The sequence below is a fragment of the uncultured Gemella sp. genome (genome assembly GCF_963537375.1).
Taxonomy (GTDB): Bacteria; Bacillota; Bacilli; order Staphylococcales; family Gemellaceae; genus Gemella.
This window is the reverse complement of the sequence record NZ_CAUTDQ010000013.1, coordinates 1-23,756: the sequence shown is the minus strand read 5'-3', so window position 1 is coordinate 23,756 and position 23,756 is coordinate 1. Positions and strand designations below refer to the sequence as shown.

At 27.7% G+C, this 23,756-nt stretch carries 17 protein-coding genes; all 17 read left to right on the top strand.

Annotation, left to right across the window (positions count from 1 at the left end):
- Nucleotides 1-543: a DUF3801 domain-containing protein gene (locus tag RYK99_RS03750; protein ID WP_314990253.1), complete on the top strand. Its 543-nt coding sequence runs from the start codon at nt 1-3 to the stop codon at nt 541-543.
- A complete protein-coding gene (locus RYK99_RS03745; RefSeq protein ID WP_314990251.1) occupies nt 540-2,348 on the top strand; it encodes a VirD4-like conjugal transfer protein, CD1115 family in 1,809 nt (602 codons plus the stop codon). The genes RYK99_RS03750 and RYK99_RS03745 overlap by 4 nt, the downstream gene beginning before the upstream one ends.
- Nucleotides 2,349-2,473: 125 nt before the next feature.
- A complete protein-coding gene (locus RYK99_RS03740; RefSeq protein WP_314990249.1) occupies nt 2,474-2,665 on the top strand; it encodes a hypothetical protein in 192 nt (63 codons plus the stop codon).
- A 5-nt stretch (nt 2,666-2,670) separates the two neighbouring features.
- Nucleotides 2,671-3,210, top strand: coding sequence for a hypothetical protein (locus tag RYK99_RS03735; protein ID WP_314990247.1), 540 nt, complete (start codon nt 2,671-2,673; stop codon nt 3,208-3,210).
- Nucleotides 3,211-3,285: 75 nt separating this feature from the next.
- Nucleotides 3,286-5,928, top strand: a complete 2,643-nt coding sequence (locus RYK99_RS03730) for an SEC10/PgrA surface exclusion domain-containing protein (RefSeq protein WP_314990246.1) — start codon at nt 3,286-3,288, stop codon at nt 5,926-5,928.
- 66 nt (nt 5,929-5,994) lie between these two features.
- Nucleotides 5,995-7,077 (top strand): toll/interleukin-1 receptor domain-containing protein, encoded by a 1,083-nt coding sequence (locus RYK99_RS03725; protein ID WP_314990244.1) that lies wholly within the window; start codon nt 5,995-5,997, stop codon nt 7,075-7,077.
- 111 nt (nt 7,078-7,188) lie between these two features.
- The gene (locus RYK99_RS03720) at nt 7,189-7,596 is read left to right on the top strand and encodes a hypothetical protein (protein WP_314990243.1); all 408 of its coding nucleotides are present in this window, start codon (nt 7,189-7,191) and stop codon (nt 7,594-7,596) included.
- A gap of 45 nt (nt 7,597-7,641) precedes the next feature.
- On the top strand, nt 7,642-8,187 hold the full coding sequence (locus RYK99_RS03715) for a hypothetical protein (protein WP_314990241.1): 546 nt from the start codon (nt 7,642-7,644) through the stop codon (nt 8,185-8,187).
- Between the two features lie 84 nt (nt 8,188-8,271).
- Entirely contained in the window at nt 8,272-15,582 is a 7,311-nt protein-coding gene (locus tag RYK99_RS03710) for an SspB-related isopeptide-forming adhesin (protein ID WP_314990239.1), read from the top strand.
- A gap of 69 nt (nt 15,583-15,651) precedes the next feature.
- Complete coding sequence (locus tag RYK99_RS03705) at nt 15,652-16,983, top strand: hypothetical protein (RefSeq protein ID WP_314990237.1); 1,332 nt, start codon at nt 15,652-15,654, stop codon at nt 16,981-16,983.
- 2 nt (nt 16,984-16,985) lie between these two features.
- Nucleotides 16,986-19,319 (top strand): toprim domain-containing protein, encoded by a 2,334-nt coding sequence (locus RYK99_RS03700; RefSeq protein ID WP_314990235.1) that lies wholly within the window; start codon nt 16,986-16,988, stop codon nt 19,317-19,319.
- 61 nt (nt 19,320-19,380) lie between these two features.
- On the top strand, nt 19,381-19,773 hold the full coding sequence (locus tag RYK99_RS03695; RefSeq protein ID WP_314990233.1) for a hypothetical protein: 393 nt from the start codon (nt 19,381-19,383) through the stop codon (nt 19,771-19,773).
- 467 nt (nt 19,774-20,240) lie between these two features.
- Nucleotides 20,241-20,579, top strand: coding sequence for a plasmid mobilization protein (locus RYK99_RS03690; protein ID WP_314990231.1), 339 nt, complete (start codon nt 20,241-20,243; stop codon nt 20,577-20,579).
- A gap of 1 nt (nt 20,580) precedes the next feature.
- A complete protein-coding gene (locus RYK99_RS03685; protein WP_314990228.1) occupies nt 20,581-20,823 on the top strand; it encodes a hypothetical protein in 243 nt (80 codons plus the stop codon).
- Nucleotides 20,824-20,825: 2 nt separating this feature from the next.
- A complete protein-coding gene (locus RYK99_RS03680) occupies nt 20,826-22,511 on the top strand; it encodes a relaxase/mobilization nuclease domain-containing protein (RefSeq protein WP_314990227.1) in 1,686 nt (561 codons plus the stop codon).
- A gap of 403 nt (nt 22,512-22,914) precedes the next feature.
- Entirely contained in the window at nt 22,915-23,400 is a 486-nt protein-coding gene (locus RYK99_RS03675) for a hypothetical protein (protein WP_314990225.1), read from the top strand.
- 149 nt (nt 23,401-23,549) lie between these two features.
- Nucleotides 23,550-23,756: hypothetical protein (locus tag RYK99_RS03670; protein WP_314990224.1), on the top strand; the 207-nt coding region annotated here is incomplete at its 3' end.

Genomic DNA, 23,756 nt, shown 5'->3' with positions numbered 1-23,756 from the left:
ATGGAAGAAGAAAGAGTAGTAAGTTTACTTTTTAAAGAAACAAAATTAACTGCTGAAATATTATTTAAATCTTTATATTTTGTGGCAGAAAAAGCTGTTAATAGTACAGGAAAGCTAATTGATATTAGATTTAAAACTCCTTTTAAAGGAGAAAGTGAATGGAATAAATTTATGAACTCCGTTGACCCCATAACAATAAAAGATTTAAAAACAGTAGAATTAAATTTAGATGAATTTAAAGAACAATTAAAAAAATATGGTATAGGATTTTCTTTTTACAAACATTCTGATGGAGAGACAGTATCGTTAGCTTACGCATTTAAACACAAAGATATAGTAGAAAAAGCACTGTCAGATACATTAGAAAAAATAGTAAATAAGAAAAATGTAAGAGAAACAATAGAAAATTCAAAGAAAAAGCCAAAAGTAAAAGACTTAGAAGAAAAACTAAAATATTATAAAAATGTAGAAGAAGCTATTAAAAAAGAAAAAGGATTAGGAGTTAAGGAAAAAGTACCTACAAAAGGAGAGAAAGTACTGTGAGGAAGAACATAAAATCAAAACTTGTACTTTTACCTTTAGGAGGGGCTTTTTCTTTTTACTTTGGGCATACATTATACAAAACATATGAGAATGCTCAAGGTAAATTACTCTTCGACAAGTTAAGTTGGCTTATTGATAATCTTAGCACATATAGACCCATAGATTTTATTTACACACAAGGTTCATTTGGAGCAGGAAGTATGTTCTTAATATTTTATATCTTGTTGTATATGCGATTTACACTAAATAAATATCGTTATAGAGTAGGAGAAGAACATGGTTCAGCAAGATATTCAACTATAGAAGAGATAAAAGCATTTGAAGACAAGTATGAAGAGAATAATATAATCTTTACTAAAAATGCGAAGATGGGACTTTATAACAAAAGATTACCGTATGATAAACAACTTAATAAGAATGTAGTAGTAATAGGTGGACCAGGTTCAGGGAAAACATTTACCTTTGTAAAACCTAACGCAATGCAACTTAATTCTTCTAAAATATTTACTGATACAAAAGGATTATTGGTAAGAGAGTTGGGGAATTTATATGAACAAAATGGATACATAGTGAAAGTATTCGATTTAATTCACTTTATAAATTCCCATCGATTTAATGTATTTAATTACATAAAAAAAGAAACTGATATTGATGAAGTGGCAGAAGCTATAGTTGAAGCAACTAAAAAATCCGATAATAAAGGTGAAGACTTTTGGTTAAAGGCTAAACTAATGATTATGAGATCATTGATAGGGTATTTGTACTTCGATAGTAAAATAAGTAATTATGAACCTAGTTTACCACAAGTAACAGACCTTATCAGACATTTAGAACGTACAGATCCAGATGTAGAATCAGTTTTAGAAATGATGTTTGAAGAATTAAATGAAAAAATTCCAAATAATTATGCTTACAGGCAATTTCAACTGTTTAATAGAAATTTTACAGGTGAAACCAGAAATTCTGTAAAAGCAATAATTGCCTCAACATTTTCAGTATTTGAACATGACGAAGTTAGAGAATTACTACAAAGAGATACAATGGAAATTGAAACATGGAATACACAAAAGACAGCGGTATTCATAAATGTTCCAGAAGTAAATGACGCATATCAATTTATTTCATCTTTGTTATTTTCAACAATATTTAAAACGACAATAAAAACAGCAGATGAAGTTATTCAAGGGGTATTAAATAAAGAACTTATTCATATGGAAATATATGGTGATGAATTTGCTCAACTTGGAAAAATAAATAACATATCAAAATATTTAGCAGTAATACGAAGCCGAGAAATATCATTAAAAATAATACTACAAGGACTTCCACAGCTAGACATGATATATGGTAAGGAAGAAGCAAAAAGTATATTAAGTAACTGTGAAACACTTCTTTATCTAGGAACTAATGATAAAGATACTATAGAATATCTATCATTTAGAGCTGGTAATGAGACTATTGATGATAGAAATTATTCAGAAAATAGAAATAGTACCAGCGGAGGTTCAACGTTACAACATTCAAAATTAAAACGTGAAATCCTTACTCCACATGAAATAGCCACTATTAATATTAACGAAGCACTACTATATATAGGAAAGCAAAATGTATTTAGAGATAATAAATACAACGTAAATATGCATAAAAATAAAAAGTATTTAGCAGATAGTCCAAAAGATGATACGTGGTATCGATATAAGATATATCGAAGTGAATACGAAGAGTGGTTAGATAATGTAAAACCAGAGAATCACATAAAAGCAAGTACAGAAGAATTTAATGAATTTGTAAAAAACACACTGTAATAATGAGTAAAAAATAATATCATTAAAGCTATTACATTCTCTTTGTGAAAAGTTGTAAAAAGTTAACTCGAACTATTGCAATACAATACTTAAATTGTTATAATAATAGTAGTTAGGAGGAAATAATGGAAACAAGAGAATTAAAAATCGGAATAGCTAAAGCTGGTGGAAATGCTGGTTCAGGTTCAAAACGATATCTTATAATGCTTCCTACTAAATGGGCGAGCGATATGGGAGTAGAACAAGATAGAAGAACTGCCAAAATTAGTTATGATGAAGAAAAAAAAGAAATTACAATTAAATTAAAAGAAGAGTAATATATATGAGATTTTATTGGTATGTGTCTATAGTAAAAATTATTTTGTATGCAGTGTTGGGGCTTATTTCTTTTATGATCATTGTTCCAGAATTGTTTATATTTACATCTCTTGCACTAAATTCAGAAAAGAGTAGCGTAGTTAGAACATTTCCCAAATCTAATATAGGTTGGATAGATGATATTCCAATCAGTATAAATAAACTTTTTGTGAATTTACCAATACAAGAAAAGTTATTGTGGATATTATTGGTGGTTGTTGTATATTTAATATTATTAGTATTAATAAAATATAGAGATGTATATATACTTTTTATATTAAGCAATATATTCGTTATATATTTCTCATACCAGTTCTTAGTATCGATGTTTAAACTTAATACTATCTGGAATATAATATTAACTATTATTATTTCATTGGTAGCAGTAGGAATAAGATTAGCTATATTTGAAAAAGTGAGAGATATAATAGAATCAATAAAAGAAGTAATATCTAATTTTATTTTTGAAAAAATCAAAAATAAAAATGTAGAAAATAAAAAATAAGCCCTTGACTATTGATATACAATATCATATAATATAATTATAGAAAATAACAAAGGAAAAAGGAGAAATAGTATTATGAATAAAAAGAAGGATAAACTTCAAAAGAATTTATTAACAGCAGGTATAGGATTAGCGACAGTTGTTGCGGTAGGAGTAGCGACTGATACGCAAGCTAAAGCAAGTGAGAAAGATACTACAACCCCATCAACTACTGTAAAAGCTGAAAAGCCCACTGTTGATCTAAAAAAACAAGTAGAAAATCAAGAAAAAGTAGTGGAAACTACAGAAGCTGAAGTAAAAGATTTAAAAAACAATGTAATAAGTTCTACTAAAAAAGTAGCAAACTTAGAAGAAAAAGCAAAAGAAGCAACTCCAGAAAATATTGCTAAAGTTGAGAAAGCTGTAGAAGATAAGAAAGCAGATTTAAAAGAGAATGAAGAAAAAGCGACAGTCTTGGCAAGTTCTGAAAGTAACAAACAAAAAGAAGTAGCTTTAGCTGAAACAGAAGTTAAAGTTGCAGAAATTAACCTTAATAAAGCTAAAGAAGAAACTACAAAAGCTAAAACAGACTTACAAAAAGCAAAAGAAGTATTAGCTGGAACTAACCAAGAAAAAGTAGTTAAAGCATTAGAAGAAGCTAAAAAACAAGTAGAGCTAGATAAAGCTGACCTTGAAGCAAAAGAAAAAGCATTAGAAGAGGCTAAAAAGCAAGATAAAGTAAGACAAGATAGAATTAATGCACTAACAACTACTAAAGAACAAGCTACAAAAGATTATAACAAAACAAGTAGTGATCTTGAAGCTAAAACGAAAGAATTAGAAGTTGCAAAAACAAAACTAGCACTAGCTACAAAGGAATTAGAAGTTGCGAAGAATAATGCAGAAGGTATTAATAGAATAGTTTTAAGTGAAGAGTATGTGAAAGCATTGAAGGATAGTCAAAACTATGACACTTTAACAAGAGAAGATAGACGTAAAGCACGAGAAATATTAAAACGAATTAATGATGAAGTAGATAATCTTAATAAATATCATAAAAATAAAAATGATGATATACAGACAAAATATGATATTGAGAATCTTCCAGAAAATATTAGAACAGAATTATCACTTTTTGCAGCTGATTTAATTAATCAAATAAGAGAACAGTTCAAATTACCAAAGGTAAAGGTAACATCATCAGCTGTTGAATTTGCGAAAATAGTAGGAGATGGTTATACAGCAGATAATTGGGATGCCCAAGAAGGGCATGATGCTCGTGTAGTTAATGAAGGTGCTAGAAAATTTGGATTACTTACTTCAAGTGATGAAGAAGTAGCTAAACACCAACAATATTATGAAAACTATTATGGATATGGTCTTGCAACTAAAAATGTTACTTTAGCTCAATTAAAAAGAGAAGTTTATAATGGTATTATAGGTTTTATGTTTAATGGCCGAGAATGGCTTCATGCTCAAAGTATTGCAGGAATTAACTACGGTACTCCAGATGAAGAATATTTTGGATTAGATTTCTCAATAAGTAATGGTTGGACAAATATACATTATATTAAAGTTCCGAAACATTATTTAGAAAATGCAACTAAGAGTAATTTTAATACTACAAAAATAGATAATCCTAATGACTCAACAACATTATTAGCGAAACTAACAACTGCTGAAAAGAGCGTTAGCAACATAAATGTAGAAGTTGATACTAAAGCAAAAGAGCAAGTAGCTTTACAAACAGCATATAATAATACTAAAAAATCTCTTACTGATGTAACTAGTGAACTTGAGTTTTTAGAGAATACAAAAACATTCACAGAAGAAGCTACAGCTTCTTATACAAAAGCAAGTAATAAATTAGCTAATGATACTAATGCATTAAATAAAGCTCAAAAAGATTTTGATTCATTAAATGCTGACGTTAAAGCAAAACAACAAGCAGTAGACATAGCAACAACAACGCTAGCTGAAAAAGAAAGAGCTCAAGTTACTAAACAAAAAGAATTTAATGAAAAACAAGTTGTATTAGATACTCTTGTTAAGCAACTTGGAGATATTCAAAAACAGATTTCAGAGAGTAAAAAAGCTATTAGTGAATTAAAACAAGGTATTAAAACTAAAGAAAATGAATTAGTAGTATTACAAAATGCTCCAAAACTTCTAAAAGAAGAACAAGAAAAATTAGCTAAACTAAAATCATCTTTAGAAAATAAAGAAAAACAATTAGCTGAAGCTATAGACTTGTACTCAAAACTATTGAAACAACAAATCGGAAATCTTGAATTTGATCAAAAAGCTCCAGAAAATGTATTGCCAGAAGCAATTATTAAAGAGACAATTAGAGAAGATGTTGTAAAATATAATGTAAAAGAAGAATTAGATTCTACACTTGAAGCAGGGAAACGAGTAGTTAAAGTAAAAGGTGTAAATGGTAAGAAAAAAGTAAAAGTAACTACATTAACAGTAAATGGTGAAGTAGTAAATAGCCTTGAAGAAGTGTTAAGCGAAGAAAAAGCTGTTGACGAAGTAGTTCTTGTAGGAACAAAAGAGAAAACTAAACCAACAGAACCTACAACACCTGCTAAACCAATTAATTCAGAAGACAAGAAATCTAAAAAAGAAAATGTACAAAAACTTCCTAATACTGGAGAAACAACATCAGATGTAGCAGGATTTGGACTGTTATTATCAGTATTAACATTAGGTTTATACAGAAGAAAACAAAGATAGAATAACCAAATAAATAGGTAAAGAAGACAACTGAAAGGTTGTCTTTTTTGTATTGGAGGCAAGGTTATGAAAAGTAATACATTAGAGTTACTAAAAGAACACTTTAGCAAAAGTAATTGGGAAACAATGAATAATATTTTAGGAGAATGTTATCAAGAAAACAGATATAAGATAACATTAAATTTATTAGATATTTTCGGATACGATTTAAGAACGGTATATATGACGTGTTATACTATTAGAGATATATTAGAAAGTGAATTGTTTAATCTTGATGTAGACTTACAAATAAAATATAATAAGAATGATATAATATTTTATTTAAAGGAGAGTAACAAGATGAATAATTTATTAAAAATAAATTTTGTGATACCTTATGGAAAGAGAGAAGACTATATAGAGTTTATAGAAGAAATAAATAATAATGTAAAACCTGATGAAGTAGTTTTTATATTTGTAAATAATATTCCATATGTATTAGAATGTATTTTATATGTAGAGGTTGAAAATCCAGATATAGTAAGAAATATAGCAAAAAAATATAAAGTAAGTGAACTTATGAATGGGAAATCTCAAGAATACTATATTAAAGAACAGAGTAACCGTGGATGGAATTCAATAGGCTTAATCCCTAATATGAATAAAGAAAAAATATTAATGTTAATGAGTTCAATTTGTCAAATTCCTACTATACGAGAATTAGAGGAAGCAGGCTATTCATTAAAAAAGAATTATAAAACGGTGTTTATATCATATTCACATAAAGATGAAAAAGAGGTTGAAAGATTAGAACAAATAATCAAAGATAATGGAGTAAGAGTATGGCGAGATACTTATGACATTGATTTTGGAGATAGTATAACACAAAAAATATCAGAAGCAATGAAAAAAAGTCATATATTTCTTCTTTGTATAAGTAAAAATACATTATCTTCAATATATGCACAACAAGAAGTTGAAACACTATATAATACGATATTAATACAAAAATCTAATGGAAAGAGAGTAATTCCAGTAAGATTAGATGATGTAGATCCAAATGATATAATACATGGATTAAATAATTTTAAGTATTGTAATTATAAAGATGAAAAAGACCTAAAAAAACTAATAGATTTGTTAATAAGAGAAACAGCAGTAGAATGGTAAAGTTATACGGAAGTAATTATAAATTAAATGAACTATATTCAAGTAAATAAAATCGAAATAAAAGATTAGCAATGCTAGTCTTTTTTATTTTGAATAAAGGAAGTGAAAAATATGCAATTAGCAATAATAACAGTGATAATAATAAGTATAGTAACAAATTTATTAGGTGTAAAACTAAGAGATACAAAACAAAGGCGAGTACTGTCATTGTCTTTAATAATATCAGGAACTATATATAGTATTATTTTAAATAATATGGAATTAAGTATTCTTAAATTATATGACATTATAATTATAAATGTCATTATTTTGGTAATAATAAGTATAGTATTAAAAATAGCAATAAAGTCTAGAATTAAAGCAATAAATATGTTTATAATTATTTCTAATATAGTGATATATACAATAATAGTGGCATTCGTATTGACCCCAGAAGTAAAATTAATTAATCCAGCAGTAATAACTACGGGAATTTTTTATTTTATATCAAGTTTAGTTATTCCAGAGGAATGGTATTAAGATTTATAGATTCTATGTTATAATTTTTTTAAAGGAGGAATTATAGTGTTAGAAATTAAATCATTAAAAATAAAAAATAAAATAGGTGAGTATGTTGAAAATAATCGAACCAAACTCGCTAAGCTACTATTTATCTTAGGTTTGACAGGTGCAATATCAAGTAGTGGTATTCTAGTATTATTAAAAGAATACAAAATTATGTTTATTAATAAATACGATATAGATATAACTACTATTTTAGTTTATATTTTTAGTTTTAGCTTTTATATGTTATTAGCACCACTTATACTAATGGACAAAAAAACGATGCTTGTGAAGATAGTAGGATTAGGTTTTTCTTTTATTGGAACAGTATTATTTGGTCTAGTTATTTTAGAGGAAAAGCAGATAGTGTTAAGTGGAATTATGTTCTTTATAGTATTTTTAATATTTTTCTTTTGGACTATTATAGATTTTGTAATAATAATTTATAAATGGTTATGGGTTAGAAAAGATGATGAAAATGCAAAGCAAATGGATATAGCGAAATTAAATTTATTATGGCTTATATTAGCTTTTATATTAGGAATACTATTTAATATTAGAAAATAAAGATTAGCAAAGCTAGTCTTTTTTATTTTGTCCTAAACATGACGTTAAAAGGTTTAAAAATTAAGTAAAAGAGAGGAAAAAAGTATGACAATTAATAAAACGGAGAAATTCAAATTAAGAAAAAGTAAGAAATATAAAAATTTAGTATCAGTAGGTCTTGGAGTTATGACGGCGGTTGCGATTGGTGTTGCAAGTGATAATGAAGCATATGCAAGTGATCAAACGGTTGGGAATGCAACTAATTCTACTACAACTCAACCACCAGCAAACAAAGTGCAAAGTGATAATTTAGCAAATACTAACACATCAACTGGAGCTGTAAATATTAATATTGATAATTCAAATGTGAAAAATGCAGTAAATACAGCCAAAAGTGAAGGTGTCAATGTAACAGAAAAAACTCAAGATTTAGGAGTAACCACAAGCACAGAAGAAACGACACGAAAAAGAAATGAAGCAATAGAACAAAATAAAGCAGAAGAAAACAAAATAAATGAAGTAGTAAATAATTATAAAAAAGAAAAAGAAGCCAACCAAAATGCAATAAATACAGCTACACAAGAAAATAAAGAAAAACAAGATCAGTATGAAAAAGACTTAGCGAATTACAATAAAGAAAAAGCAGAAAAAGAAAGACAAAACGTTGCTATTAGAAAAGAAAATGAAGAAATTAATGCTCGAAATAATGATAAAAAAGCAGAATATGAAGAAAATCAAAAAAGAGCAGAAAAAGCTCAAAAACAAAATGAACAAGATTTAGAAAATGAAAAAGAATTAATAGTTCAAAAAGGTGGAGAGCGTGAAAATGATTCTAATGGATTAAAAGTAAAAGAAGGAGAACGAATAGATGTTCAAGCTAGCGGAAATATTACTATAAAAAGTGTTAACTCTTATGAAACTGTAACTAATACTAGGTTAACATTGACATTACCAAATACTGATATAAGAAATGGTTCATACATAGATTTAAAATATGAAAGATTAAGAGAAGAACAATTAAAAGATTATGATGTAGAAGTTAATGGAGAGAAAATAGGTACATTAAAATTAGTTTCGATAGATAATACAAGAAATGCAGATTATGATCCTAACAGAAAAGATGAAACTTATGATGCTTATACATCAATGGCTAATTACAATTTCCGTTTAATTTTCAATGAAAATGCAAATAAATATAAAAACAAAGTAGTTACAATATCATCTAATAATACGGCAAATTGGAATGGATATTATGGACGAGAAAAACAAGGAGTAAATCATAATATTTATGTGAATGGAACTAAGGTTGTGAGTAGTGAAGAACACAATATACCAGCAACTGAGTTAGCAAGGTATAAAGATTGGAGTAATGTAAGAGTAGATGATACTGTACTAGGTGTGTTTATTAATGAAAATGGAGAAATTAGACCTAACGGAATGTTCGGTAAAGTATCAAACAGTCATGAACAAGCAAATACACGAACAAATAAATTAACGGATGGAGATATAATAACATACCGACTTGATAATAACTCGCCTGTAAAATTTGATCCTACTCAAAAATATGATGCTCAAAATATGTTTTTTAATCAAGGCGATAATTTTGGAAACAATATTAATAAATATGGTTCATTAATAGGTAATGGAAGTCATTTACCAAATGTAGAAGTATTGAATTTTACAGATACAGAATTGAAAGTAAAAATAACAAATGTAGATAATAAATACTTTTCATTACGTGCAGACAGCTATAAGAGAATACCAATGAAAATAACATCTTATAATAAAGCTGATTATACTTCAGATAGAAAATATTCTATTTCTGCGACTGTACAAGATGCTAATGGTACTCTAAAAGCACAAAGTAACTCAAGTAATTCTATTGGAATTTCTGGTGCTGATATTAATTCTGTTGGAGAACTTAAGCCTTATGTAGAAAAAGAAAAATTTAAAATTAAAGTTAACTATGTAGATACTTCTGGAAAAGTAATAAAAGCCCCTTATGGAGAAAACAATTTAGCATATGGAGATAAATATACAGTAAATGTACCTAGTATTTCAAATTATGTATTTGTAAGAGAAAAAGACGATAAAATACTTAATGGAGTATTCAGAGAAGATTTAGAATATACACTAGTTTATAAAAAATTAAATAATGTAATTAATCAAACTCCTCCGAGTTATGAGACACCTAAACCAGAACTACCATTGCCAAAAGAACCAGAACAACCTACTCCAACACCGATTCCTGCAAAAGTAACTGCCCCAACAGTAGATTATACAACATTTAGACTATCGGAAAGACCAAGGGTATTTAAAGAAGCTAGAAATTTAGATAATACCAATCTTGATAATAGTTTAGTAAGTAAAAACTCTACAGTTAAATTTACTCTTAAAGTTGATAAACTTCCTGCAGGACGAGAAGCATTAAATGTATTAGAATTTACAGATCATTTACCTCAAGGGTATGTTATAGATGAAGCAACTGTAACTAGAGAGAATAATGCACTAGGTTATAATACTGCTTATGATAAAGCTAATCATACTGTGGTATTTAGTGCTAATACTACATTGCTAAATAAATTAAATGAAAATCTTAATGAGGTTATCGATGTGGTAGCACCTACTGTTACCGGGACTGTAACTAATGATGGTGGTATTTATAAAAATAACTTTAAAATCAATTTAAATAATAAATATACTACTCACAGTAACGTTGTTACAGTAAATACACCGAATGGGATTACACCTAATAAAATAAATACAAATGCAGATAATTCTAACATCGATGGAAAGATTGTTGTAGCTGAAACTACAAACTATTATAAATTACTATGGGATTTAGACCAATATAGAGGTATGAAACTTAGTAGAAATGATATTGCAAAAGGATTTTATTATTTAGAAGATTATCCAGAAGAAGCAGTAACAATTAATAATAGATTAGTTAGCTTAGTTGATAGTAATGGGCAAGCAGTAACTGGAGTAGAAGTAAATAGTTATGATAATTTAGAAAGTGCTCCAGAAAATGTAAAAACAATGCTTTCAAAAGCTAATATTACACCAAAAGGAGCATTCCAATTATTTACAGCAACTAATCCAACTGATTTTTATAACAAATATGTTGTTACAGGAAATTCTATTAAAATAACTAATCCAATGGTAGTTAAAGATAGTTTAACTCAAACTGGTGGAGTATATGAGAACAAGGCATATCAAATTGATTTAGGAAATGGCTATGCAACGGAAACTGTTAGAAATATTGTGCCTAAAGTTGATACTAATAAACATAATTATAATGAAGACGGAGTATTAATTGATGGAAAACAAGTAGTAGCTGGTACTACAAATCACTATAAACTAACTTGGGATTTAGACCAATATAGAGGTATGAGTGCTACAAATAGCGAAATAGCTAAAGGTTTCTTCTTTGTAGAAGACTACCCAGAAGAAGCATTGACTATTGATAACTCTAAAGTAACGATGTTAGATGGTAAAGGACAAGCAGTAACTGGAGTAGAAGTAAGGAGCTATAATAGTTTAGAAAATGCACCAGAGGATATTAAACAGGCTCTAGTAAATGCGAAAATCAGACCAAAAGGAGCGTTCCAATTATTCAGAGCGACAAATGCGAAAGATTTCTTTAACAAATATGTAGTTACAGGAAACTCAATTACAATAACAACACCAATGAAAGTAAAAGAAGAACTTACAACAACAGGTGGAACATACAATAATAAAGCATATCAAGTTGATTTTGGTAAAACTTTTGAGACAAATATCGTAACTAATATCGTACCAAAAGTAACACCAGAAAAACACAACACAAATGAAGATGGTACTGTAGTTGATGGAAAACAAATAGTCGCAGGAACAACAAATTACTACAAACTAACTTGGGATTTAACACCATATAGAGGAGTAGTACCAACAAGAAATGAACTTAACAAAGGTTTCTTCTTTGTAGAAGATTATCCAGAAAAAGAGGTAACTATTGATAACTCTAAAGTAACAATGGTAGATAGTAAAGGACAAGCAGTAACTGGAGTAGAAGTAAGTAGTTATAATAGCTTAGAAGAAGCACCAGAAAATGTAAGAACAATGCTTTCGAAAGCTAATATTAGTCCAAAAGGAGCATTCCAATTATTTAATGCTAGTTCTCCAGAGGACTTCTTCAATAAATACGCATCTGTAGGAAATTCAATTACAATAACAACACCAATGACAGTAAAAGAAGAACTTACAACAACAGGTGGTACAATAAGAAATAAGGGGTATCAAATTGATTTTGGTAAGGGACGTGAAACTGAAATAATTACAAACGAAATTCCAAAAGTAACACCAGAAAAACATAACACAAATGAAGATGGGGTAGTAGTTGACGGAAAACAAGTAGTCGTAGGAACTACAAATCACTACAAACTAACTTGGGATTTAGATCAATACAGAGATATGACTGCAACAAGTCGTGAAGTGGCTAGAGGCTTTTTTGTTGTAGAAGATTATCCAGAAGAAGCATTAACTATTGATAATTCAAAAGTAACAATGGTAGATAGCAAGGGACAAGCAGTAACTGGAGTAGAAGTATTGAGTTATGATAGTGTAGAAAATGCACCAGATGATATTAAGAAGGCTTTAGTGAATGCGAAAATCACACCAAAAGGAGCGTTCCAATTATTTAGAGCTACAAATTCAAGAGATTTCTTTAACAAGTATGTACTTACAGGAAACTCAATTACAATAACAACACCAATGAAAGTAAAAGAAGAGCTTACAACAACAGGTGGAGTATTTAACAATAAAATGTATCAAGTTGATTTTGGTAAAGGTCGAGAAGTTGAACATGAAGTAACTAATAATATTCCAAAAGTAGAACCAACTAAGCATAATACAAATGAAGATGGAGTTGTAGTTGATGGTAAAGTTATTGCACCAGAAACTGTAAATAATTATAAGCTTCTGTGGGATTTAGATCAGTATAAAGGAGTTGTCGCAACAAGTCGTGAACTTGCTAAAGGATTCTACTTTGTAGAAGATTACCCAGAAGAAGCACTTGCGATTAATAATTCAAAAGTAACTATGGTAGACAGCAAAGGACAAGCAGTAACTGGAGTAGAAGTATTAAGCTATGATAGTGTAGAAAATGCACCAGATGATATTAAGAAGGCTTTAATGAATGCGAAAATCACACCAAAAGGAGCATTCCAAGTTTATAAAGCGACAAATTCAAGAGAATTTTATGATAAATACGTATTTACTGGAAATTCAATCACAATAACAAGTCCTATGACAATGTTAGATAGTGTAAATAAAAATGGAGCTGTTTATAATAATAAAGCATATCAAATTGATTTTGGTAAAGGACGTGAGACTGATGTAGTAACAAATACTGTACCAAAATCAAACCCAGAAAAACACAACTATAACGAGGATGGAGTTCTTATTGATGGCGGTTTAGTCCCAGTAGGTTCAACAACTGAATATAAGCTGACATGGAAATTAAGCAATCTTCGTGATGTAGTAGGAACTAATGAGGCTATAAATAGAGGATTCTATTATATCGACGATTATCCAGAAGTACTAAAAACACTAGATGACAGAATTAAAGTATTAGATTCTAACGGAAATGTAGTTAATGGTATAAGAATTACTAAATACGATAATTTAGAACAAGCAAGTAATGAAATTAAAGCTATTTTATCAAAAAACAATATCACACCAAAAGGAGCGTTCCAGGTATTTTCAGCAGAAAATCCAATAGAGTTTTATAATAACTATGTTAAAAAAGGCATTGATTTAACGATTGTTAACCCAATGCAGGTAACACAAGCACTTAAAGAAAATGGTGGAAGTTATCAAAACGTAGCGTATGAAATTGATTTTGGAGTTGCTCAAGTGACAGATACTATTACAAACACAGTTCCAAAAGTAAAACCTGTAAAACATAATTATAATGAAGATAACGTTAAAATTGATGGAAAAGTGGTACTTGCAGCTTCAAGAACTAATTATAAGTTAAATTGGAACTTATCAGCATACAAAAATATAGAAGCATCAGACAAGTACATTAAAAAAGGTTTTTACTTTGTAGACGATTATCCAGAAGAAGCATTAAGTCTAGATGAGAAAAATATTACTATTACTGACGACAAAGGAAAAGCAGTAGCTGGAGTAGAAGTAGTAAATTACGAAAGTTTAGAAAAAGCACCAGAGGAAGTCAAAGCCGTTCTAAAAGAAGCTAAAGTAACTCCAAAAGGAGCATTTCAGTTATTTAAAGCAACTGATTCTAAACAATTTTATAATGATTATGTTAAAACTGGAACTAATCTTACTATAACTAATCCAATGATAGTAAAACCAGAAATAGCAAGAAAAGATAGTAAAAAAGTTGTAGATGATAAAACTGAAAATAAAACAATAAAAGATGTAACAAAAGTGAATAACAGCGTTACAACTACAAACATTAAACCAGAAGTAGATAAAGCTATTAATGAGGCTGTAGAAAGAGAGAACAATACTCTTAATACTATTTCAAAAGTATCAACTGAAAACACTGAAAAAGAAAAAGGGAAAGTCACTAAAGGTAGTGAAAAAACTATAGAATATAAAAATAGAGGATACCAAATTGACTTTGGTAATGGATATGAAACTGATGTAGTAGCTAATAATGTACCAAAAATTGATCCTATTAAAGATGTAGTAATTGATGTAAAAGGTAAAGAAAGCCTACAAGGAAAAGAAATAGAGCTAAATAAATTATTTAATTATAAATTAATTGGAACTGAAATTTCATCTAATAGAGGTACTAAACTTACTCAATATGGATTTAGTGATGATTATGATGAAAAAGCTGATAAATATCAGGCTAATTATAGAGTATTTTCTATGAAAGATATTAAACTTACTGATGGAAGTATAATTAAACAAGATAGTGAGCTTACTAAATATACTACTCAAATTATGAAAGATGGTAAAGTTGATATTGAGTTCGATAAAGAGTTCTTAGATAAAGTTGATTTAGATAGCGAGTTCCAAGCTGAAGTTTACTTACAAATGGAGCGTATAGCAAGTGGTGAAGTTAAAAATACATTTATTCATACGGTAAATGGAGTAGAAGAAACTTCTAATACAGTTACAACTTTTACTAAAGAACCAGGAAAACCAGTTGAACCAGGAAAACCAGTTGAACCAGAAAAACCAGTTGAACCAGAAAAACCAGTTGAACCAGAAAAACCAGAAGAGCCAAAACAGTCAGTACCTCCGAAAGTGGAAGAAAAAACACCGAATAAGAGTACAGGAAAAGTATTACCAAATACAGGAGTAGCTGATAATGATGGAACTTCAACAGCGATAGCATTAACCGCATTAGCGACTGCAGGATTTATCGCAAGAAGAAAAAAAGTTAGAAATTCATAATATATAAATCTTGAGGTCTTTAGTGAAAAGCTAAAGACCTCTTTTTTATTTTGTAAAGGAGTGAAGATAATGGACGAAAGAGGAGTAAATCAAAAAACGTATAAAGATTTGAAAGCAGATATATCACAAAATACAGCAATTAATATTGGTTATTATTGGGAAGTTTTAAATGAAATTCCAGGAGAAGTATTGATAGATACTATAAAAGAAATAGCTCTAAATGGCTGGATTAACAATAATACCAGTGAACAAGAGTTGAGAAATATGTTAATAACAGAGTCTGTTAAAAATATGAGTTATCAAGAATTTAAAGATATAGCTCATTATTTTTTCGGTTTTGTACCAGACGATGAAGCGATGTTTCAAAGAGTGCAACCAATAGAAATAACAAGAGAAAATTATAATTATTTAGTTGAACAAAATAAAAAAGCCTTTGGATTAGAAAAGGAACTTAACGAGTTAAAAGATAAACAGAACAGTCTTGAAAACAAAATAAATAATGTGGAGACAATGATTGTTCCTTCTGAAAGTGAAGTAGTTGGAATAGATATGAAAAATGAAGAACTGTTAGTTTTAAATTCACCATTATATTCAATAATTGAAGAAGATTTAATCATTGATGACTATTTAATAAACGATTATCGATCAAGGGATAATGGAGATAAGCAAATAATAGATTACTTGAGAGATGAGTACAAAGAGATAGATTTATTAAGTAAAGAGTATATTTTAAATAATGATACTTTATACGGAGAAAAACTAATATTTAGCTATGATATTTATGAAATAGACTACGATTTGATAGATGAAGATCAATTTAAAACGCTTAGAGATTTTTACGATTTTGCTAAACAATTTGAATCTTTTAAAGAAGAGTATCCAATGTATCCAGATTATGTTGAAAGTAAATACAATGATATATATATGTATCAAGATAATCCATTTAATAATTATCCTGGTAAAATTTTAAAAAATAAAATTAGAGATATTCAAAATATATTGTCTAAATACAATAAAAAATTAATCACAAAAGATGTTACTGGTTATTCTCAAGGTGAAGAATGGAAGTTAGGTTATTTAGCAGATGAAAGCCAAGATAATAAATTGATAGAAGCATATTTAGAAAATTTTGTAGGAGCATGGTATAAAGGCACACTTGCAAGGCTTGAAACTATCCCTTTTGAATCATTTGATAAAGGACAATTAGTTGGTGAATCAACGGAAATAAACTATATTAATACCGATATTTTACCGATTAATAACAGAGAAAAATTAGAAAAAATAAAAGAAGTGTATTCTCATTTAAAACAATTTAAATCTAAAGAAGAAGTATTAAATAAAGAAAAAGAGAATAATAAAAAAATAGTGGAAAATAGAAGTAAAACTATAGGGGAAAGATAGTTATGACTTTAACAAAAGAAGAAGCTAAAAATATGAATATACTTGATGTAGCAAATTCTTTAGGTATGAATATGTTAAAGTCAAGTAGAAATGAATATTATTGGGACGAACATGACTCTTTTAAGATAAATACTTCAAAGAATATGTTTAGATGGTATTCAAAGGATATTGGTGGAGATGTTATCCAGATGGTACAAACTCTTAGAGGTGTATCCTTTAGAGAAGCTATAAATTATCTCGATACCGGGCAATTTGGAGAAGCAAAAGTACAAGAAGTAACTAGAGAACCGTTTAAATATTTATTAGAAAAATATGAAACTGATTTTGACAATGGTAGAAGATACTTAAAAGAGATTCGTGGACTTTCAGATAATACTATAGATTTCTTTCTAAAAGAAAAAGCATTAGCTTTAGTCAATAGGAAATATCAAGATGGATATTCTGAACAAGTGTTAGTTTTTAAATACTTTGATGACAACCAAAATATAATAGGTGGGACATTACAAGGTATCGTACCCAATAAAGATAGGTACGAGGGGAAAGGATATTTAAAACAGATAATTTATAATTCTGATGGAACTGCAGGAGTTAATGTTACTGTAGGAGAGAAAGCCGATAGATTAATTTTCTTTGAAGCACCTATTGATATGATGAGTTATTATGAACTAAATAAACATAATTTAAATAATGTAAAATTGATTTCAATGGACGGTTTAAAAGAAAGTACAGTAGCAAGATACTTAACAGAACACATTATTACTGATGAAGCTAGGAGAAAGACCTTAGATTTTAGTAATGCAGTAGGCTATATGAATTTTATAATCAAAGACACAGATTATTTTGACCACAATAAGAATATCGATGTAATAACACTAGCTGTTGATAACGATAGTGCAGGAAGAAATTTTATTGAAAAATTAGAAAAAATAGGTTTGAAATTCCAAACAGAATTACCTCCTCAATTAAAAAATAAAGAAAAAACTGACTGGAATGAGGTATTAATAGTCCAAAAAAAGTTGGAGAGAAGAAAAGGAGAAATTAACATGGAACAGAACACAGGAAATAAAACGAGGGAGGAGTTTTTAGAAAAATTAGTAGATAGTAAAAAACTTACTCAATGGACGAAGAACCAACAATATTATTTTGTAAAAGGTTTAAAGAAAGTAGCAGTAAAATTAGAAAATGGAGAACTAAGATTATCTAAAAAATATCCTCCTAAGAATGATAATGAAAAGCAGTATATAAAAGATTTACTTGAAGGAAAAGATGTATCGATAAGTGAAATAAGATTACAACAACTACCAGACAACACTCCAAAAGAAGAAAAAGAAAAAATAATAATAGAAAACTTAGCTTATGGGAATGATGTAAAAGGACTTAATGAGCATTTAAAAATGGGATTAAAAGAATATGTAAATTCTGATCAATATAAGAAATATTTAGATACAATCAGTAAATTTCATAACTACTCAAGAAGAAATATAGACTTAATTCATCAACAAAAACCAGATGCAACTTTAATTGCAGGAGCTAAAAAATGGAATGAGAGTTTTGAACGATATATAAATAAAGGCGAAAAGGGATTCACAATATATGCTCCAAGTGAGTATAAAGTTAAAGATTTAAATGGAGATTTTGTATTAGATAAAGATGGAAAAGTAAAAACTAATATACGTTTTATTCCAGTAAAAGTTTTTGATGTAAGCCAAACAAACGGTAAAGAATTGTCATTAAATTCTGTTGAGTTAGAAAATAATGTTGAGAATTATGTTGATATTTATAAAGCGTTAAAAGAAATCGCAGATAAAGATAATATAAAAATTGTTTTTGTAGATAAAGAACTTATGCCAAGAGCTTATGGAAGTTACACCCCAGCAAAAAATACAATCGAATTAAGAAAAGGTATGGGGCAGGGAGATACACTTAGTACGTTGATTCATGAACTGGCTCATGCAAAATATCAAAGTAAGATTATCACAACAGAAGAATATGCTTTAAATGAGTTACATGCAGAAAGTATAGCTTATGTAACTTCAAAACATTTAGGATTAGACACAAGTAAGCAAAGTTTCGGTTATTTAAATTCATATATGAAAGATAGAAAAGACTTTACAGATTTAGATAGGGTTATTGACAAAATTCATAGTGATGCAAAAGATTTAATTAATAAAATAGATACAACATTAGAAAAAGTAAAATCAAAGGAAATAACAAGAGACAAATTTCAAAGTAAAATTGAAAGAGCAATAGATAAACAAAGAGAAAAAATATCACAAAAGGCACAAGAGGTTACATCAGAAAAAAAGTTTCCAACACAGCGAGCGATGAAGAATTGATAATGAGTTTATTGAAAAGAAATAAAAAGAATAAAGAAGAAAACGAAGGAGAAAAATAAAAATGGAAATAAAAATAAATGATGAAGAAATTTATGAGTGGACAAATAACTTAATATTAGAAACGTATGAAAATTCAGAACTTGTTGAAGAACAAATATTGAGTTTAACAAGCAGTCTAATGTTAGAACATATCGCACCAGAATACTATAATGTAAATAATATTCCAAAAGATATTTTTGAATTAATAGAACATTTAGATTTAGAAAAAGAAAAAATAAGAGTAGAAGAAATACAAAATTTTTCTTTTGAAAATAAAAATGAAGACATCTTTGAAATTTATAGTATCGCTTTGTACGGATTAAATAATTTTGGTGTAGAACAAATAAAAGAAAATATGAACGAGATAATAAAGACATATTTAGATAATCCAGAAATATTGGAAAGTAGTTTATAAAAAATTAAAATATATAAAAAGATAGTGAAGAAATAATTTTGTGATATTTTTTTCTTTGGGAAATCAGAACGATTATATTTCGAAAAAATTATATGAACAGATAATTTTTTTAAGAGAATAAAATGAATTTTTATTAAATCTAAATTTCAAAAATTTTAAATTAAAAAGAAAAAATAAAAATAGAATTTTATAAAAAATAATTTTTCGAAGAAAAATTAAATTAGGGGATTGGGGAATTTCCCCAAAAATAAAAATGATTAGTTACTTTCGTTTGCTAAAAACGAAGGTAATTTTTCATTTTTAAAGAGCATAGTGAGTACTCACATGCTACGCTTGCCAGTAGGGAAAATGTTAAACAGTGGTGTTTGTAACACGACTGTAACATTTTTCCGAGTATCAAAAAAATCGATTGTAACAATTTTGTAACATTCGATTTTTTCCAATTTTAATTAAAAAGGAATGATGAAATGAATCGAAAAAGAAAAATTCAAAAGAAAATTTATGTTGATGAGAATGAAAATGAACTTATAAGAAGAAAAATGGAAAAAGCAAATAAAGAAAATTTTGGAGCATTTGCTCGTGAAATTTTATTAACTGGAGAAATAAATTTAATTAATTTTGACGAAATAAAAAAACTTCGTTATGAATTAAATAGAATAGGGAATAATATAAATCAAATTGTAAAGCGAGCTAATGAAGATGGAAAAGTAGAAAAAAGTCAACTTGTAGAAATTTTAAGATTTCAAAATCAATTAGAAGAAGAAATTAATAAATTATTAAATGAAAAAATAAAGAGGGTGAAGTAAAATGGAAGATGTAGAGAAAATAAATTTAAGCGGAATTGAAAAAAAGATATTTTTATTCTTATTAGAAAACATTGATTTAACTGTTTATTATACAGACTTACTTTTGAAATTTTCAAAAACTATAGATTTAAAATCCTATACTAATATTAAAATTTTAGTTCATGGAATTAAAGAAAAATTAATAAATACAAAATATAAAATTTTACTTAATAATAATTATAGCTGTATTTTAAAAATGAGGTAAGTATGGTAGTAACAAAAGTTTTTCAAATTAAAAATAGTAATAAACTAAAACAAGGGGTAAATTATATAGACGACAAGGAAAAAATATCTAGATATGACAAAGAAGAAAATGGACTAGATGATAAAATTGATTATATAGTTGATGAAAATAAAACTAATCGAAATAAAAGTAATGATGAGAAAGATTGGGGTGATGTAATATTCTTTTCAAACAAAGAATATGTATCGGCTTACGGTTTAACTTCGCCGAAATATGCTTTTGAAGAAATGATGATGACAAAAATGCAAGCAAAACAGATTTTAGGTTCTGATAGGCAAGGAGGAAAAGTTGATGTATTAGCTCATCATATAATTCAGAGTTTTTCTCCAGAAGATAATCTGACACCAGAAGAAGTTCACGAAATTGGTAGAAAAACAGTTCTTGAACTTACAGGAGGTGAACATGAATTTATAATAGCAACACACCTCGATAAAAACCACATGCATAATCATATTATTTTTAACACTACAAACAATGTGACTTTGAAAAAATTCAGATGGCAAAAAGGAACTAAGAAAAGTTTAGAAAATATTTCTGATAAATATGCAGATCTTTATGGAGCAAAAATTCTTGATAGAGATAAAATTATATCTCACAAAAAATATGAAGCGTACAAAAAGCAAAATACTTTTAGATATGAAATAAAACAAAAGTTAAATTTTCTATTAAAAAATTCTAATTCAGTAGACGATTTTATAGAGAAAGCAAAATTACTTGGTATAGAAGTAAATACTGAAGGAAAAGAAGTTAAATATAAATTGCTTAATGGGAAACAGCAAAGAAATGTAAGAGATAGGACATTATCGAAAAAAGGATATTATTCATTTGAAAATATAGAAAAAATGACCGCTGGCAACAAAAAATATATTTCAAAAGAAAAAATAAAAGAAATGTATGAAAATCATAAACAAGAAAAAGAAGAGAATTTTGAAATGAGATTTGTAGTCGAGCCATGGCAAGTTTTAGAAGAGACCAAACGAGGAATATATGTAGAAGTTGAGTTCGGAATTGCGAATAAGGGTATAGTCTTAGTTCCATACACTAAAATTGATAAAATAGATAAGGGATATGAAGCGTTCATTAAATCTAATGATTACTTCTATTTTCTTAATGAAGGTAATTCTAAAGAAAATCGATATATAAAAGGAACAACATTAGCAAAACAACTTTCAAAAGAAAATGGTGAAGAGGTAGTCTACAAAAATTACTATATAAGTAAAATGGAAAAACTTATAGAGGAATTTAACTATCTTTCAACAAATAGGATAACAAATTCTGATGAATTTAAAGATTTTCAAGAGAGATTTATAGATAATTTAGAAAAAACAAATATTGAATTAATTAGATTAGATACAAAAATAGCGGAATTAAATAAGCTGCATTCAGCCTTGTTATGTGTAGAAGAGGGTAGTGAAGATCAAAAAAGAGTGGCAGAAGAAATATTAGGGAAATTAAAAATATCAAGAGATGTAAAAATAGAAGATGTAGAAAAATTATTAAATGAAGTTAAGGTTGAAAGAGATATATTGAATATAAAATATAAAGAGACAATAAACGAATATAACTACTCTAAAGATATAGAGAAAAACATAAAAATTAGGGGAACTAATAGAAGGTTAGACAATAATAAGAGGGGGAAAATAAAGTAAGAATAGTATATTAGTATATAAAAAATAAAGATGATAAAGATGCAACAAATATAAATAATTGTATGGAATGAAAGTCATTAAAAGTAATAATGGTATTTATTTTTTTATGAAAAATATTGTTTTCATAACAGTTATATGTTATTCTTTTTATAAGGAGTTATAAGGAGAAGATAATGGAAAAGTTTAAGATATTCTCGGATTTTTTTTATTATGAGATTCCTATAGGTGTCTTGTTATTAGTTGTGGTTTGTATAGTGTGGATATTTGAAAGAATTTATAAAACTATGTATTCTCACTTCAAATCAATATTTAATGAATATAGACAAAGTTTGGAATTAAAAGATAAAAGAATAAATAAGTTGGAAAAAATTCTAGATAAACAAAATAAAGGAGGAACGAAGAAATGATTTTTACAATTATTTTGTTTTCTTTATTGGCAGTGTACGTGTATCTGATTTTTATAAAACATGAAAAAAATTTAGCTGAAGAACAATTTTTATACACTTTAGCTAGTAAAACATTTTCAGATAAAGATATGGATGATTTTACAGAAAAATATCCAGCTATATCAAAATATATTAAACCAATATACGAAGCAGGAGAAATTAATATAAAGAATGTTTCATTGGAGAAAAGTTCTAAACATGATAATTCTGGCTTAGAAGCAAATAAAATTATTTATTCAGGTAATAATAAAGATTTATTAATTCTATTATGGTATATAAAATTAACATTATATATAGAAGCCTATAATAAACCTATGATAATGTTAAGTATAAGAATTGTAAGTAATTTTAAAAAGTATGATAGTGATAACAGGTTCGATGAAAATAAAGTAGCTAAGGAAAAAGCAGAAAAAAATCAGTTTGGAGATATTTGCTTAGCATAAAATGTGTGAAATTATTATTTTAAGTAGATTTTGAAGAAGTTTAAGAAGAATTAGATAGAAATAAATTCATATTAACTTTATTTTAAAACATAAGATAGAAAAATGAAGCCTCCTAAAATAAGGGGGCTATTTTATATGAAGAAAATAGGTTGAAAGCTATTGACAAGCCACAAATAGCAGTTATAATATTGGAGTATCCAATGTATCCAATGTATCCAATGTATCCAATGTATCCAATGTATCCAATGTATCCAATGTATCCAATGTATCCAATGTATCCAATGTATCCAATGTATCCAATGTATCCAATGTATCCAATGTATCCAATGTATCCAATGTATCCAATGTATCCAATG